The 15,446-nt window shown below is 66.7% G+C and carries 12 protein-coding genes and 1 pseudogene; 11 read left to right on the top strand and 2 right to left on the bottom strand.

Features of this window, described 5'->3' with window-relative positions; translation table 11 throughout:
* Positions 1–113 precede the first annotated feature (113 nt).
* From NDR87_RS19015 to NDR87_RS19000, 4 genes and pseudogenes are all read left to right on the top strand, one after another.
* Positions 114–1,613, top strand: coding sequence for an MFS transporter (locus tag NDR87_RS19015; RefSeq protein ID WP_251914517.1), 1,500 nt, complete (start codon positions 114–116; stop codon positions 1,611–1,613).
* A gap of 638 nt (positions 1,614–2,251) precedes the next feature.
* Positions 2,252–3,469 (top strand): NADP-dependent isocitrate dehydrogenase, encoded by a 1,218-nt coding sequence (locus NDR87_RS19010; RefSeq protein WP_251914518.1) that lies wholly within the window; start codon positions 2,252–2,254, stop codon positions 3,467–3,469.
* A 432-nt stretch (positions 3,470–3,901) separates the two neighbouring features.
* Positions 3,902–5,089: pseudogene (locus NDR87_RS19005) on the top strand (MFS transporter); the annotation flags it as partial.
* Between the two features lie 338 nt (positions 5,090–5,427).
* The gene (locus tag NDR87_RS19000) at positions 5,428–6,072 is read left to right on the top strand and encodes a TetR/AcrR family transcriptional regulator (protein ID WP_251914519.1); all 645 of its coding nucleotides are present in this window, start codon (positions 5,428–5,430) and stop codon (positions 6,070–6,072) included.
* A 4-nt stretch (positions 6,073–6,076) separates the two neighbouring features.
* Here the strand turns inward: NDR87_RS19000 and NDR87_RS18995 are convergent, their stop codons facing one another.
* On the bottom strand, positions 6,077–6,508 hold the full coding sequence (locus NDR87_RS18995; RefSeq protein WP_251914520.1) for a DUF1851 domain-containing protein: 432 nt from the start codon (positions 6,506–6,508) through the stop codon (positions 6,077–6,079).
* A gap of 199 nt (positions 6,509–6,707) precedes the next feature.
* On the opposite strand from NDR87_RS18995, the gene NDR87_RS18990 reads away from it, so the two are divergent.
* From NDR87_RS18990 to NDR87_RS18965, 6 genes are all read left to right on the top strand, one after another.
* Positions 6,708–7,913 (top strand): lipid-transfer protein, encoded by a 1,206-nt coding sequence (locus NDR87_RS18990; RefSeq protein ID WP_251914521.1) that lies wholly within the window; start codon positions 6,708–6,710, stop codon positions 7,911–7,913.
* Positions 7,914–7,945: 32 nt separating this feature from the next.
* The gene (locus NDR87_RS18985) at positions 7,946–8,380 is read left to right on the top strand and encodes an SRPBCC family protein (protein ID WP_251914522.1); all 435 of its coding nucleotides are present in this window, start codon (positions 7,946–7,948) and stop codon (positions 8,378–8,380) included.
* Between the two features lie 67 nt (positions 8,381–8,447).
* Positions 8,448–9,320 carry a MaoC/PaaZ C-terminal domain-containing protein gene (locus tag NDR87_RS18980; protein ID WP_251914523.1) on the top strand — a complete coding sequence of 291 codons (873 nt, stop codon included), beginning with the start codon at positions 8,448–8,450 and terminating at the stop codon, positions 9,318–9,320.
* Between the two features lie 18 nt (positions 9,321–9,338).
* A complete protein-coding gene (locus NDR87_RS18975; RefSeq protein WP_251914524.1) occupies positions 9,339–10,208 on the top strand; it encodes an SDR family oxidoreductase in 870 nt (289 codons plus the stop codon).
* Between the two features lie 21 nt (positions 10,209–10,229).
* The gene (locus NDR87_RS18970) at positions 10,230–11,504 is read left to right on the top strand and encodes an acyl-CoA dehydrogenase family protein (RefSeq protein ID WP_251914525.1); all 1,275 of its coding nucleotides are present in this window, start codon (positions 10,230–10,232) and stop codon (positions 11,502–11,504) included.
* Between the two features lie 10 nt (positions 11,505–11,514).
* Positions 11,515–12,381, top strand: a complete 867-nt coding sequence (locus tag NDR87_RS18965) for an alpha/beta fold hydrolase (protein WP_251914526.1) — start codon at positions 11,515–11,517, stop codon at positions 12,379–12,381.
* A 114-nt stretch (positions 12,382–12,495) separates the two neighbouring features.
* Here NDR87_RS18965 and NDR87_RS18960 read toward each other — a convergent pair whose 3' ends face one another.
* On the bottom strand, positions 12,496–13,338 hold the full coding sequence (locus NDR87_RS18960; RefSeq protein WP_251914527.1) for an alpha/beta fold hydrolase: 843 nt from the start codon (positions 13,336–13,338) through the stop codon (positions 12,496–12,498).
* Between the two features lie 187 nt (positions 13,339–13,525).
* Between NDR87_RS18960 and NDR87_RS18955 the strand changes: the two genes are divergently transcribed.
* Positions 13,526–15,004 (top strand): recombinase family protein, encoded by a 1,479-nt coding sequence (locus NDR87_RS18955; RefSeq protein WP_251914528.1) that lies wholly within the window; start codon positions 13,526–13,528, stop codon positions 15,002–15,004.
* The last annotated feature ends 442 nt before the right edge of the window (positions 15,005–15,446 follow it).

Below are 15,446 nucleotides of genomic sequence, written 5' to 3'. Positions count from 1 at the left end.
AATGTCGCATCCTGACATTTTTCTCTTGACGCCAAATGTCTTGTGATGTCAGGATTGCTGTCACGTTCCCCGCCAGGCGGCGGAACCGTTCCCCTCCCCTTCAGGAGTCCCTCATGACCGATACCGGGACCGCAGAGCTCGTTCCCTCCCAGACCACGACCAAGCCGACGAGTTCGGCCCGCTGGTGGGCCCTCGGTGTGCTCGCCCTGGCCCAGCTGATGGTGGTGCTGGACGCCACCATCGTCACGATCTCGCTGCCGTTCGCCCAGCGGGATCTGCACATCAGCGACGGCGACAAACAATGGATGCTGACCGCCTACACGCTGATCTTCGGCGGTCTGCTGCTGCTCGGTGGCCGGCTCGCCGACTATCTGGGCCGCCGCCGGATGTTCCTGGTGGGCCTGGTCGGCTTCGCCGGGGCGTCGGCGCTGGCCGGACTCGCGCGGAACGCGGCCGAGCTGTTTGCCGGACGGGCGCTGCAGGGCGCGTTCGCGGCGGTGCTGGCGCCCGCGGCGCTGTCGCTGGTGTCGATCACCTTCACCGAGGCGCGCGAAAGGGCAAGGGCCTTCGGCGTTTTCGCGGGTGTGTCGGCCGGTGGCGCGGCGATCGGCCTGATCGCCGGTGGCGCGCTGACCGAATATGCCGATTGGCGCTGGTGCCTCCTGGTCAACACGCCGATCGCGCTGCTCGCCCTGGCCGGTGCGCTGGCCTTCGTGGTCAAGGATGTGCCCGTCCCGCGGACCGGCGGCTACGACGTGCCCGGCGCGGTGACCGTGACCCTCGGCCTGATCGCGGTGGTGTACGGCTTCAGCCGCGCGGCCGAGGACGGCTGGCTGGCCGCGACCACACTGGGCCTGCTGCTCGCCGGTGTCGCGCTGCTGGTGGCCTTCGTCGCGATCGAGCGGCGCTCGCCGAATCCCCTGCTACCGCTGCATATTCCGGGTGAGCTCAACCGGGGCGGCTCGTATCTGGTGGCGCTGCTGATCCCGATCGCGATGTTCGCGATGTTCCTCAACCTCAGCTACTACCTGCAGATCACCCTCGGCTACAGCTCGCTGCGGGCCGGTGTGGCGTTCCTGCCCTTCCCGATCGGCATCGTGATCTCCGCGGGCGTGGCCAGCGCGCTGCTACCCAAATTCGGACCGCGCCCGCTGCTGATCGGCGGCGCGGTGCTGGGCATCGCCGGGCTGATCCACCTGGCCCAGCTGAGCTACGGCGACGGCTTCGCCACCAGCGTGCTGCCCGGCATCACCCTGATCGCCCTCGGCATGGGCGCGACCTTCGTCTCCATGCAGACCACCGCCCTGCATCGGGTCGAGGCCGAGGATTCGGGCGTGGCCAGTGCACTGCTCAACGCCGCCCAGCAGGTCGGCGGCGCGATCGGCACCGCACTGCTGACCACGATCTCGGTGCAGGTTGCCGAGCGCTACGCCACGAACAACCCGACCGCCGACCACATCCTGGAGCGGGCCGCGATCCACAGCTACGACGTGGCCTTCTATATCGGCGCGGCGTTCTTCCTGGCCTCCATCGCGATCGTCGCCCTCATGATCCGCGACAAGCCGGAGAACCTGCTCGAGGGCGACGAGCACGCCGCGGTCATGGCGGTCTGAGAGGTCCCGCACTCGGGCGCTGGGCGCCCGAGTGCGGGAACACGGGGCCGGGCGCCCACGTGGGAAGGCTTGCCGCGCGGGGGGAGGAAATTCGTCGTGCGAAGTGGGAAAGGCTGTCGGGCGGGGCAGGAGAGGCCGCCGTATGGGGGATGGGACGTTCGTCGCATGGGTGCTGCGGTGGTTGTGTGAGGGGGCGTTGTGTGGGCGTGATGGTCGTCGTTTGGGGCGGGACTCGTCGGGCGGGGCAGGAGCGGTGCGCCGGGCGGCGACATCGGTGGCTTTCCTGGGTGGGAACTTGGGCGGCGTGCCGGGCGGGTGCGTGGGGGCGGGGTGGGAACGTGGGAGGGGTTGCCGGGGCGGGGGATTCCTCACATCCCCCGGCGGAATGCCGAATGGAGCGGAGCGGGGCGTTATCCATATTGGTGCGGGGAGTGTGCCGGTGTAACGCCGCGAACTCACGGCGGGGCGTCGCCTGGAAGTGAGCTGGAGCGCACCAGTACGCTTGTCTTGTTAAGCACCAATAGTCCCGTGGACAACGCGGGGCGTATACGTTGTCTGTTGAACAGCTGGGGTCCGCTCACAAGCGTGTTCGCCTGGCCGTGCAATGGGAGCACCTTCCTAGGAGGACACGAAGATCCATGTCCAAGATCAAGGTTGAAGGGACCGTCGTCGAGCTCGACGGCGACGAGATGACCCGGATCATCTGGCAGTTCATCAAGGACAAGCTGATCCACCCGTACCTCGACGTGAACCTCGAGTACTACGACCTGGGCATCGAGTACCGGGACAAGACCGACGACCAGGTGACCGTCGACGCCGCCAACGCCATCAAGAAGCACGGTGTGGGCGTCAAGTGCGCGACCATCACCCCGGACGAGGCCCGGGTCGAGGAGTTCGGCCTCAAGAAGATGTACCGGTCGCCGAACGGCACGATCCGCAACATCCTCGGCGGCACCATCTTCCGCGCGCCGATCATCATCTCCAACGTCCCGCGTCTGGTTCCGGGCTGGACGAAGCCGATCATCATCGGCCGTCACGCCTTCGGCGACCAGTACCGTGCCACCGATTTCAAGGTGCATCAGGCGGGCACCGTCACGATCCAGTTCACCCCGGAGGACGGCAGCGAGCCGATCGTCCACGAGGTCGTGAAGATGCCCGAGGACGGCGGCGTCGTCATGGGCATGTACAACTTCAAGAAGTCCATCGAGGACTTCGCCCGGGCGTCGTTCAACTACGGCCTGCAGCAGAACTACCCGGTGTACCTGTCGACGAAGAACACCATCCTGAAGGCCTACGACGGCATGTTCAAGGACACCTTCCAGGAGATCTTCGACGCCGAGTTCAAGCCGCAGTTCGACGCGGCGGGGCTGACCTACGAGCACCGGCTGATCGATGACATGGTCGCCTCCGCGCTCAAGTGGGAGGGCGGCTACGTATGGGCCTGCAAGAACTACGACGGCGACGTGCAGTCCGACACCGTGGCGCAGGGCTTCGGCTCGCTGGGCCTGATGACCTCGGTGCTGCTCACCCCGGACGGCAAGACCTGTGAGGCCGAGGCCGCGCACGGCACCGTGACCCGGCACTTCCGCCAGCACCAGCAGGGCAAGCCCACCTCCACCAACCCGATCGCCTCGATCTTCGCGTGGACTCGTGGCCTGGCGCATCGCGGCAAGCTGGACAACACCCCCGAGGTCATCGGCTTCGCCCAGACCCTCGAGGACGTCGTCATCAAGACTGTCGAGGACGGCCAGATGACCAAGGACCTGGCGTTGCTGGTCGGCGGCGATCAGGGCTATCTGACCACCGAGGAGTTCCTCGGTGTGCTCGACGCGAATCTGGCGCGCGAACTGCGCTGAGTCCAACTTCGCGCCAGGGCTGTGAGCGCGAAGCGAAAGATATCCGGGCACCCGCCCCCACCGATTCCCGGTGGCCGCGGGTGCCCGAATTGCGTTCGGGGTCAGTTGCTCCCGGCCCGCCGCCCGATTGCGGGACTTTGCCGAGGGGGTCCGGATCGGGGCGGGGTGATCTGCATGACAGCGCCGGATTTTCCGACAGTGCCGCAGGTACTTGTTTCCGGTTGAAATTTGTTGTCCACCAATGCCCTTGGCAGACAACGAGAGCCGTGCTCGCGTAGTCCGCCGAGCAGGTGAGTGAGATCACGTTTGTTTCGCCTTTAAAGCCCGGGAACTGCTGTGTTGCTCTTGATCGTGGCCTCCGTAACCGCGCCCCTCGTGGCCTCCCCGACCGCACCTGCCGCCCCGGCCGTCCACCGGCACGGCCCGTCCGGCATGCCCGCGCGCACCAGTTGGCATATCCCCGCCATGCTCGCGCTGGCGCTCGGTGGTTTCGGCATCGGCACCACCGAATTCGTCACCATGGGTTTGCTGCCCAATATCGCCCATTCCCTGAATGTGTCCGAACCGACCGCGGGCCGCGCCGTTTCCGCCTATGCCCTCGGCGTGGTCGTGGGCGCTCCGGTGATCGCCGCGCTGTCTGCGCGGGTGTCGCGCAAACGCCTGCTGATCGTTCTGATGGCCGCGTTCGCGCTGGGTAATGCCGCATCGGTGATCGCGCCGACATTCGGCACGCTGCTGGCCGCGCGGTTCGTCTCCGGTCTGCCGCACGGCGCCTACTTCGGCGTCGCCTCGCTGGCGGCCGCGACACTCGCCCCGGTGGGGCAGCGGGCCAAAGCGGTTGCTGCCGTTATGCTGGGACTGAGCGCCGCCAATGTCGTCGGCGTTCCCGCCGCCACCTGGCTGGGTCAGCACCTCGGCTGGCGGGACGCCTATGTGGTCGTCGCCCTCATCGGAATCGCGACCGTGGCCGCGATCGCGCGATTCGTCCCCGAACTCACCGGCATCCGGATGACCGACCCGCGCACCGAACTCGGCGCGCTGCGCCGCTCCCAGGTGATCCTGACGCTGCTGGTCGGCGCGATCGGCTTCGGCGGCATGTTCGCGGTCTACACCTACATCACCACCACCCTCACCGATGTGGCGCATATGCCGCTGGGCTTCGTGCCGATCGTGCTGGCGCTGTTCGGACTCGGCATGATCGCGGGCAATATCGTCGGCGGCGTGCTGGCCGACCGCGGCGTGGATCTCGCGGTGTACGCGGCGATGATCTCGATGGTGATAGTGCTCGCGGGCTTCGTTGCCGCCGCGCACAATCCGTACACCGCCGCGATCGGCGCCTTCCTGGTCGGCGCGACCGGGGCGGCGCTGGCCCCCGGCCTGCAGACCCGCCTGATGGACGTCGCCCACGACGCGCAGACCCTCGCCGCCGCGCTGAACCACGCCGCGCTCAATATCGCCAACGCGGCGGGTGCGTGGCTGGGCGGTGTGGTCATCGCCGCGGGTCTCGGCTACACCGCGCCCGCCCTCGTCGGCGTCGGCCTGGGCATCGCCGGGGTGCTGCTGTTCACGGTCACGGTGTCGCTGGCCCGCCGCGCCCGCTCGCACGCCGATCTCGACGAGAACGCCGAACGGCTGGTCGTCGAGGCGGCCGAGGCGGTAGTGGTGCCGCGGCGGATTCGCCGTTCGCGGGCCGCACTGAGCTCGGGTACGGCCCGGATGTTCGACCGCTGCGTCACCCCCCAACGCCGCAACCGCCTGCCCCGCCGCTGACTCCGGCCCGCGCCGAGAACCGCCGCACCCCTTATTGCGCTTCGCACCCCTTGCGGTCGCCCGCAGGGGGTGCGAAGTGCGGGAAGTGGTGCGGCTGGGCGGATCGGTGGCGGGGGAGTGCCGCCCACACACCGAACCGGCCGGGCACAGTTCCATTCAGATCTGAATGTAAGTGTAGAATCGCGGGAATGACCAGGTCCGCAGTATCGAAGCCGCAGCGGCGCACCCAGGAGCAGCGCAGCAGTGAGATGCGGGTGCGGTTGCTCGACGCCACGATCGACTGTCTCGTCGAATACGGGTATGCCGGGACCACCACGCCGCGGGTGGCCGAGCGGGCCGGGGTCACGCGGGGCGCGCAGGTGCATCACTTCGGATCGAAGAACGATCTGGTGGTGGCGGCGATCAGTCATCTGGCGCAGCGCCGCACCGAGGCGGCCATGCAGGAGCTCGGCCGGGTCCGGGCGGGCGACGATCCGCTCGGTGTCGCACTGGATTTCATGTGGGAGCTGCACCAGGGGCCGCTGTTCATCGCGGCGATGGAACTGTGGGTGGCCGGGCGTACCGATCCGGTGCTGGCCGCGGCGCTGGAGAAGGTCGAGCCGTTCGTCAACAACGCCGTGCTGATGGCCGTCTCCCAACTGGTCCCGGACGAGATGCAGCGCAAGGAAGTTCGCGACTTCGCCTACACCGCGATGGACACCATGCGCGGAATCCTGGTGTCCAACTTCGTCTCTCCCGATCCCGAGCGCGCGTTGCGCCGCTGGCGCCGCGCCTCGGCCCACCTGCGCCGCGCCGCCGCGGCCACGCTGCCCGGGCTGACCGCCGCGGAGTGACCGGCTACAGACCGTGCGCCTGCGCGACCCGGTCCAGAAAGCTCCACAGGTCGTCGAGCTGATAGGACTCGGGCGATTCGGTGCCGCCCTGGAAGGGGAACGGCGTGGCCGCGTACACCTGTCCGTTGTCCAACGGCCCCAGATGGTCGGCGATTTCGGAGACATGGTCGGGGCGCAGCACGAAGTCGGCGAACCTCGGCTCGGTGAGGACCTGATCGGCGAATTCCCAGACGCTCACGAACGGCCCGTAGCCCGTCGCGCCCGCCCGGTACGGGTAGAGGATGGCGTAGTCGCCGGTGTCGAGGTTGGCCAGAAACGCATGGCCCAGGCTGGAATAGCCGACAACGGAATCGAAGTGGGCGAAGTGGGGCGCCCAGCTCGGGATGGCCTCGGCGGTCGGAACGGGCTCTATCAGCCGGAAGCAGTCGGAGGTCACCGGCCCATCCAACCAGCCGTGGGGCCCGCTCTGCCAATACACCGTACAACGCTGGATGTATGTAACGAATCGGCGACGTGACAGGCGGGTCCGGAGTGCAATCGACGTCACTCTTGCGGCATTACATACAGCTCTGTATGTTTGTTTTCGTCCGGTCCGGATGCCGTCGCGCGGCCGACGGCCAGATGTGAGGAATTCGATGGCGAACAAGGTCTACGTCGTCGGCGTCGGCATGACGAAGTTCGAGAAGCCGGGGCGGCGCAAGAACGAAGACGGCAGCGACTGGGACTACCCGGATATGGCGCGAGAGTCGGGTACGAAGGCCCTCGCAGACGCCGGGATCTCCTATGACCAGGTGCAGCAGGCCTATGTCGGCTACGTCTACGGCGAGTCCACCTCGGGTCAGCGCGCGGTCTACGAGCTGGGCATGACGGGTATCCCGGTGGTCAACGTCAACAACAACTGCTCCACCGGTTCGACCGCGCTCTACCTTGCGGCGCAGGCGATCCGGGGTGGGCTGGCCGACTGCACGCTGGCCCTCGGCTTCGAGAAGATGCAGCCCGGCTCGCTGGGCGCGATGTACGACGATCGCGAACAGCCCATGGGCAAGCACATGATGGCCCTGGCCGAGATCTCCGAGGTGCTGTTCCCGCCCGCGCCCTGGATGTTCGGCGCGGCCGGTCGCGAGCATATGAAGACCTACGGCACCACCGCCGAGCACTTCGCCAAGATCGGCTACAAGAACCACAAGCATTCGGTCAACAACCCGTACGCGCAGTTCCAGGACGAGTACACGCTGCAGGAGATCCTGGACTCCCGCGTCATCTACGACCCGTTGACCAAGCTGCAGTGTTCGCCGACCTCCGACGGTTCCGGCGCGGTGATCTTGGCTTCGGAGGCATTCGTCGACTCCCACGACCTGGCCGGGCAGGCGGTCGAGATCGTCGGCCAGGCGATGACCACCGACTTCGCCTCCACCTTCGACGGCACCGCCAAGAACATCATCGGCTACGACATGAATGTCCAAGCGGCGCGGAAGGTTTACGAGCAGTCCGGACTCGGTGCCGAGGACTTCCAGGTCATCGAGTTGCACGACTGCTTCTCCGCCAACGAGCTGCTGCTGTACGAGGCGCTGGGCCTGTGCGGTGCGGGTGAGGCCGGAAAGCTCATCGACGACGACCAGACCACCTACGGGGGCAAGTGGGTCGTCAACCCGTCCGGCGGGCTGATCTCCAAGGGCCATCCGCTGGGTGCGACGGGCCTGGCGCAGTGCTCGGAGCTGACCTGGCAGCTGCGCGGGCAGGCCGACAAGCGCCAGGTCGAGGGCGTCACCGCCGCGCTGCAGCACAACATCGGCCTGGGCGGCGCGGCGATCATCACCGCCTACCAGCGCGCCGACCGCTGATTTTCCGACGAGATACCAAGAGAGAGAACGAAATGGGCCACATCGAATACACCAAGAAGATGTCCGCGAATCCCGAGGCGCTGTGGGCGGTCGTCGGCAACCCGAACACCTGGGGCGAGTGGTTCTCCATTCACGAGCGCTGGATGGAGGAGCCCCCGGCCACGCTGTCGCAGGGCAACAAGCTGGTGGCCAAGGTCGTCATGCTGGGCATGGCCAACAAGTTCGAGTGGAATGTGGCCTCGGTCGAGGCGCCGAACAAGCTCACCCTCACCGCCACCGGAATGGCCGGGGTGAAGGTCGAATTCACCTTCGAGATCACCCCCGCCGGGGACGGTAGCGAGCTGTCGATCAAGGGCGACTTCGAGGGCGCGCTGATCAAGGGCGCGCTGGGCAAGGCCGTGGAAAAGGACGGCATGAAGCAGCTGGAGAAGTCGCTGGACGCGCTGGACTCGTTGGCCGCGGCATGAGCGTCAGGCCCGGAGGCGGCAGCTTGCGTAACCACGCAGGGCTCCGCGAATGCCGAATGGACACAGCATGACCGAAACCACCTCGCGGGTGGTGGAATTCGACGATTCGGGCCTGGGCAACTGGAGCGACGAGGAGACCTTCGAGGTCACCCGGGCCCGCATCGCCGAATATGCCGCCGCCACCAACGATCCCATCGAGGCGCATCGCGACGGCGAGGTCGCCCCGCCGGTCTTCGCGATCGTGCCGGTCTTCGACGCCATGATGGTGCCGGTCATCGATGTCGCGCCGATGGACATCTTCGGCCGGGTGCTGCACGGCGAGCAGGACTTCCACTTCCACCGCCCGATTCGCCCGGGCGAGAAGCTGGTGGCCCGGGCCCGCGCGGTCGGCTACACCGGCCGGGAGAACGGCAGCTCCATCACCATCCACATCGAAACCCGCGACGACGCGGCCGAATTGGTCAACGAGCAGTATCTGACCGCATTCTTCCGCAATATCGACGCCGGTAAGACCGCGGGCCAGCCCGCGCCGGAACACAAGTTCCCCGAGCGCCTGCGCGGCGTGGAACCGACCGCCGTGGTTCCTCAGCACATCGACAGCGATCAGACCTACCGCTATGCCCCGGCCGCCGGCGATCCGGTGCCGCTGCATCTGGACGAGCAGGTCGCCAAGGACGCCGGACTGCCCGGCATCATCGCACACGGCCTGTGCACCATGGCGTTCGCGTCGTGGGCGGTGCTGACCGAGGTCGGCGGTTCGGATGTGCACCGGCTGCGGCGATTCGGGGTGCGCTTCGCCAAGATGGTCTTCCCCGGCGACGACCTCGAGACCCGCATCTGGCGGGTGAAGTCCGAAAACGGCGTCACCACTTACGCATTCGAGACCGTGCGCGGCGCGGACGTCGTGCTCAGCGACGGTCTGGCCGAGATCGCGGATTGACATTCAGGAGAGGCAGACATGGGCGCACTGGAAGGCAAGGTCGCCATCATCACCGGCGCCGGTCGCGGAATCGGGCGTGAGCACGCGCTGCTGTTCGCCCGCGAGGGTGCGGCGGTCGTCGTCAACGATCTGGGCGGCGACAACACCGGCACGGGCCAGGACGCGGGTCCGGCCCAGCAGGTCGTCGACGAGATCGTCGCCGCGGGCGGCCGGGCGGTCGCCAACACCGACAACGTGGCCGAGTGGGACGGCGCGAAAAAGCTGGTGGATCAGGCGATCTCGGAGTTCGGCTCGCTGGATGTCGTGGTCAACAACGCGGGCATCCTGCGCGACGGCTTCATCGCCGGACTCGAGGAGGCGCAGTGGGACGCGGTCATCGCCGTCCATCTGAAGGGGCATTTCAATGTGCTGCGGCATGCCGCGGCGTACTGGAAGGCGCAGTCCAAGGCTGGTAACCAGCCCAGTGCGGCGGTGGTGAACACGGCCTCGGCCTCGGGCACCACGGTGCCGAACGCGGGTCAGGCCAATTACGGCGCGGCCAAGGCGGGGATCGCCGCGCTCACCCTGGTGGCCGCCGACGAGCTGGAGCGCTACGGCGTGCGGGTCAATGCGATCGCGCCGATCGCCCGCACCCGGCTCACCCTGGCCACGCCGGGTATGAGCGCGATCTTCGAGGCCGAGATTCCCGAGGGCGAATTCGATCCGTTCAGCCCGGCCAATATCTCTCCGCTGGTGGCCTATCTCGCCTCCGACAAATGCCCGATCACCGGCAAGGTGTTCGCGGTGCAGGGCGAGGCCATCTCGGAGCTGGCGGGCTGGCACGACGTGAAGACGATCGAGACCGAGGGACCCTGGGCGATCGAGGATATCGCCGCTCGTCTGCCGTAGTAGGCACGAAGGAGAACAACGATGTTCGAGTGGTCCGAGACCGATGAGCTGATCCGCGACGCGGTGCGCGGCTTCATCGACAAGGAGGTGCGTCCGAAGGTCGACGCCCTCGAGAGCGGGGAGCTGCCGCCGTATCCGGTGATCCGAAAGCTGTTCAGCGAGTTCGGCATCGATGTGATGGGGGCCGAGGCGGTCGGCAAGCTGCTGGCCAGGCAGCGGGCCCGGGAGGCGGGGGAGGCGCCGGCGGAGAAGTCCAAAGAGTCCTCCTCACCCGACCCGTTCGGTGGTCAGGAGTCGCTGATGGCGGTGCTGATCAGCGAATTGTCCGGGGTCTGTATGGGTTTGGTCAGCGCCATGGGGGTCAGCATCGGGCTCGGGGCCACCACCATTCTGGCGCGGGGCACGCTCGCGCAGAAGGAGCGGTGGCTCGAGGACATCGTGACCATGAAGAAGGTCGCGGCGTGGGCGATCACCGAACCGGATTCCGGCAGCGACGCGTTCGGCGGGATGAAGACCTACGTCAAGCGAGACGGTGAGGACTACATCCTCAACGGGCAGAAGACCTTCATCACCAACGGCCCCTACGCCGATACCGTCATCGTCTACGCCAAATTGGACCCCGGCGAAAAGCGTGCCGGGGCAGGCGACGGCGACCCCGACAAGCGCAACCGCAAGGTGCTGACCTTCGTGCTCGACAAGGGTATGGAGGGCTTCACCCAGGGCAAGCCGTTCAAGAAGATGGGCCTGCACTCCTCGCCCACCGGTGAGCTGTTCTTCGACAACGTCCGCCTCGGCCGGGACCGGCTGCTCGGCGAGACCGAGGAGCACAAGGGCGGTGACGGCCGGGAGAGCGCCCGGTCCAGCTTCACCGCCGAGCGCATCGGGGTGGCGTTCATGGCGCTGGGCATCATCAACGAATGCCACCGGCTCTGCGTGGATTACGCGAAGAATCGCAAGCTGTGGGGTCAGGAGATCGGCCGCTTCCAGCTGGTGCAGCTCAAACTCGCCAAGATGGAGGTCGCCCGGATCAATGTGCAGAACATGGTGTTCAACGCCATCGAGCGCGCCCGCGCGGGTAAGCCGCCCACGCTGGCGGAGGCCTCGGCGATGAAGCTGTACTGCTCGGAGACCGCCACCGAGGTGGCCATGGACGCGGTGCAGCTGTTCGGCGGCAACGGCTATATGACCGAGTACCGGGTTGAACAGCTGGCCCGGGACGCCAAATCACTGATGATCTACGCGGGCAGCAACGAGATCCAGGTGACCCACGTCGCCAAGGGGCTGCTGGGCCTGTAGGAGTGTGCCGATGAGCCGCCACAGCGTCGTGACGGAAACCATCGAGATCCACGCCGGGACCTCGATCCGGCAGTTGTCGGTCGAGGGATCCGGGCCGGTGTTCGTCCTGCTGCACGGGGTGTACGACCGGGCGGACACCTGGTTGGGCGTGCTCGAGCGGCTGGCCGCGGCCGGTCGCCGGGCCGTCGCGATCGATCTCCCGGCGGTGCATCTGCTGCCGCGCGGGGAGCCGATCCTACCGCGGTTGGACGACATCGTGGCGGCGGTCATCCGGGCGCAGGGCCCGCAAGGGGTTGTGCTGTCCGGGAACTCGATGGGGGCCGGGCTGACGCTGCGCGCGGCGGCCGATCCGGAGCTGCCGGTGCGCGCGGCGGTGCCGCTGTCGGTGCCCGGCTTCGGCTATCGGCCGGTCATCACGACCGCGATCGGCCGCTACGGCCCCGGCGAGGTCGTGCTGTCCGGTGTTCGCCTGCCCGCCAGAGTTTTTCGGGGCCGACTGGCCGATCCGGCCGTGCGATATCTGTTGTACACGCGCGGCAGCGACATCGACCCCGACAACGTACGGAGCTTCCTGACCCTGTGCGGTGACACCCGCCCCATCGGACGGCTGCTAGCGGGTGGCCGCACCCTGTTACGCGAATTCGACGCGGGCTACCCCGAGGGCCCGCTACCCCCAACCCTGATCGTGCACGGCCGCCACGACAAACTGATCCCCCACCGCGCCGCCTACCGCGCCCAACGCCGCTTCCCCTCCGCGCGGGTCCTGATCCTGCCCGCCTCGGCCCACTGCCCCCAGGTCGACGACCCGGCCACGATCACCAGAATCCTGCTCGAGCAGGCAAGGCGAGGCGAGAAGGATCGCAATCGTGCGGGTTGAGCCAGCGCCGCCCCGGCCGCGGCCGCTTGCGTTTCGGCTGCATACGCTCGGCACGCTTTTCGCCGGGAGACCGGCGGGCCGGTGCCGAGGGGTTCGACCGACCCGCCGGTCTATTCACACCGCCCGCAGATGCGTGCGGCTGGCATAGACGTGTTCGGCGATCAGGGTGGCGATGCGGTCCGGTGCCTCCAGCATGGGCACGTGGCCGACGTCGTGTATCAGGATTCGGTCGGCGGATTCGGGTAATTCGCGCAGAAATCGTTGGGCGTAGGGGCGATTGGGGATGACCCGGTCGTATTCACACATGAGCAGCCGCACCGGCGTCGGCAGGTCGGACAGGTCCGCCAGGGCCTCCCAGCGCAGGCCGCTCAGCAGCATGGGCAGCATGGCCGAGCAGTTCAGCGCCGAGGTGATCACGGCCTCGAGCGCGCGCCGCGAGACCGTGCCGGAGTTCTTGCTGAGGAACAGTGATGCGAACCTTCTTGCGGGAGCGCTGAATCGGAGCGCCGGGCCGATCCGCTTGCCGATCTCGACCACCGGCAGCAGACTCAGGAACTTCAGCCCCACCCGCAGCTGCATGACCGACGGATTCGGCCAGCCGCCCGCCGGGGCGATGGCCGTCAGCGTCCGGGCGCGCCCGCGCCGGGCCAGCTCGAATCCCACCCACGCTCCGAGCGAATTACCCGCGATATGGCAGCTGCGCCAACCCAATTCGTCGAGTTGGTCCTCGACCTGATCCGCCAGTGCGTGCACATCGAGATACCAGCCGCGCAATTGCGGACCGCCCCAATGCCCCCGAAAGGCCGGAGCGAACACCTCACAGGTGCCGGACAGCCGAAACGCCACCTGCTCCCAGCAATGTGGCGAGAGCATGAAACCGTGTAGCAGCAGAAGTGGATCGCCGGAGCCGGTATGCAAGGCTTTCGTCGGCGTGAGCGGGGCGGTGCCGGACGTCATCGTCGTCACCCCTTCCTGGACCACGATGTCCACCGGGAGTGTGTGTGAGCAGAATTGTACGGGCGTAGCGGCCCGCGGACCGTCACGATCGCGTCGATGATCGATGTCGAATCCGAAAGTTGTACCGTCGTGGCGTGCCGCAAATCATCAGTACAGTTATCGTCGCTTAGGGGGTATCCTTTAGCGGGTGACAACCCGTGTGGTCGCCGAGCGCCGGGAGCGCGTCGAAGCCGCAGCGAAGCTGCGAGTAGTGCTGTACTGCCGCAAATCTGGGCCGGGCGACAAGTCGGTCGCCGACCAGGAGCGCGTCGGCCGCCGCGACGTCGCCAGCCAGGGAGGCGTCGTGGTCGCGGTGTTCACCGACAACCTCAGTGCATCCCGCTACCGGCGGGTGCAGGAACGCCCCGGATTCATCAAGACAACCGAGTTCATTCGCGGCGGCCACGCCGAGATGCTGTGGACCTTCGCCAACAACCGCGCACACCGCGACCTAGACGACTACGTGCCGCTGCGACGGATCTGCATCGACACCGGGACTCTATGGCGCTACGGCGGCCGGACCTACGATCTGTCGAAAGCGTCGGACCGGCGAGCCGCGAACGCCGATGCTCTGCGCGCCGAGGAGCAGTCCGACGACATCAGCGACAACGTGAACCGCGGCATCCAATTGGCATTGGAGGACGGCCGGGCTCACGGGAAGCTGCTGCGCGGGTATCGGATCGTGCGAGACCCGGATTCGGGAAAAGCCTTGTATCGGGAGCCGATTCCCGAACAAGCCGCGCTGCTGAACGAAGCCGCAGATCGAGTTCTCGCGGGGGAATCACTGCGCTCGGTGTCCGCAGATTTCATTCCGCGGTGGAAGGCGATCGGCGGCAAGGGATTCTTCGACCAGGCCGTCCTTGCGCGAGTGCTCGTGAACCCCACCTATGCCGGTCTGCGCACCCATAAGGGGGAGGTGATCCGTGAAGGTACTTGGGAACCGATTTTCACCCGGGAGAAGCACGAGAAGCTGAGGGCGCTGCTGAAGGATCCCAAGCGCCGGACACATCACCGGGGCACCGCCCCGATTCACTTGGTCAGCTACATCGCCACGTGTGGTGAGTGCGGCAAGGCAGTGGCCCCGAAGCTCCCGAGGCGTAAGGACGGAAAGGCGTACGCGCCGTCGTACCGTTGTGTTGATGGTCATGTGGGGCGTCGTATCGACCTTGTTGACGAGCACGTCCATGCGCTGATAATCGCGCTGCTGGAGCGGCCGGAGACGGCTGCCAAGCTCAACGCCCGCGAGGAAGACGAGCAGGACGTCATCGATACAGAACTTGCGAAGATAGAACAACTCCGCGCGGATTCCGACGCCTTCGTGAAGGGTATGGCGAAAGCTGATCTGCCGCCCGACACAAAGGCGCGGATGGTGGCCTCCTATGTCGCGGAGATCGAGGATCAGATCAAGGTCGCGCAGGACAGGATCGATGCGTTGGTCGCTGCGGCGGATCCTCTTCTGCGTGATCTCGCCGGGCCGGGCGCGGGCGACCGCTGGCGCAAGCGCACCCTGGAGCAGCAAAGGGAAATCATCCGGCGGTATCTGCGTATCAAGATCATGCCTGTGGCGCGGGTGGGAAGGTTCGGGGAGCTGGGGGTCGAGGTGCATCCGCTGGCGGCGATGGCCTGAGGCTTTGCACGTGGCGCGTGCAGACATGGTCGTTTGCTGGGTTTGTGACTGGCGATCCGGTGCGGTTCGGTCGGCAAACTTGGGGAACGGCGCGGTTTACCAAGGTCAAGACGTTCTCGCATGGTTCGATGTGCATGACTCATGATCGAAACCGGCTGTGTTGCCGTCGATTTGCACTTCGGCGTGTCGATAACGAGATGAAATAAAAGGATCAATTACTCTGTAATCGCTTTCAACCACACGCTGCGCGAACTAGACTCGCATGGCACAACTGCGACAGGTCGGCGCAGGGGTCGGGGCGGTAACTGAAGGGTTGATCATGGCGGGATTTTGCCCTGCATCGGAGCCTGATTCTGAAATCGATTGGGCAGCAGAGGATCTCGTCGCGTTGGGAGCAATGGGCATCACCTTGTCTCCGCCGCGCGGCGACATCGATGTCCGC

Source organism: Nocardia sp. CDC159 (genome assembly GCF_023740735.1).
In the GTDB taxonomy this organism is placed as follows: Bacteria; Actinomycetota; Actinomycetes; order Mycobacteriales; family Mycobacteriaceae; genus Nocardia; species Nocardia pulmonis.
This window is presented reverse-complemented; position numbering and strand designations above follow the sequence as displayed.

Excerpts from the sequence above, each read along its gene's own strand:
- NDR87_RS19015 (WP_251914517.1), top strand. The coding sequence starts at position 114 with ATGACCGATACCGGGACCGCAGAGCTCGTTCCCTCCCAGACCACGACC.
- NDR87_RS19010 (WP_251914518.1), top strand. The coding sequence starts at position 2,252 with ATGTCCAAGATCAAGGTTGAAGGGACCGTCGTCGAGCTCGACGGCGAC.
- NDR87_RS19000 (WP_251914519.1), top strand. The coding sequence starts at position 5,428 with ATGACCAGGTCCGCAGTATCGAAGCCGCAGCGGCGCACCCAGGAGCAG.
- NDR87_RS18990 (WP_251914521.1), top strand. The coding sequence starts at position 6,708 with ATGGCGAACAAGGTCTACGTCGTCGGCGTCGGCATGACGAAGTTCGAG.
- NDR87_RS18985 (WP_251914522.1), top strand. The coding sequence starts at position 7,946 with ATGGGCCACATCGAATACACCAAGAAGATGTCCGCGAATCCCGAGGCG.
- NDR87_RS18980 (WP_251914523.1), top strand. The coding sequence starts at position 8,448 with ATGACCGAAACCACCTCGCGGGTGGTGGAATTCGACGATTCGGGCCTG.
- NDR87_RS18975 (WP_251914524.1), top strand. The coding sequence starts at position 9,339 with ATGGGCGCACTGGAAGGCAAGGTCGCCATCATCACCGGCGCCGGTCGC.
- NDR87_RS18970 (WP_251914525.1), top strand. The coding sequence starts at position 10,230 with ATGTTCGAGTGGTCCGAGACCGATGAGCTGATCCGCGACGCGGTGCGC.
- NDR87_RS18965 (WP_251914526.1), top strand. The coding sequence starts at position 11,515 with ATGAGCCGCCACAGCGTCGTGACGGAAACCATCGAGATCCACGCCGGG.
- NDR87_RS18960 (WP_251914527.1), bottom strand. The coding sequence starts at position 13,338 with ATGACGTCCGGCACCGCCCCGCTCACGCCGACGAAAGCCTTGCATACC.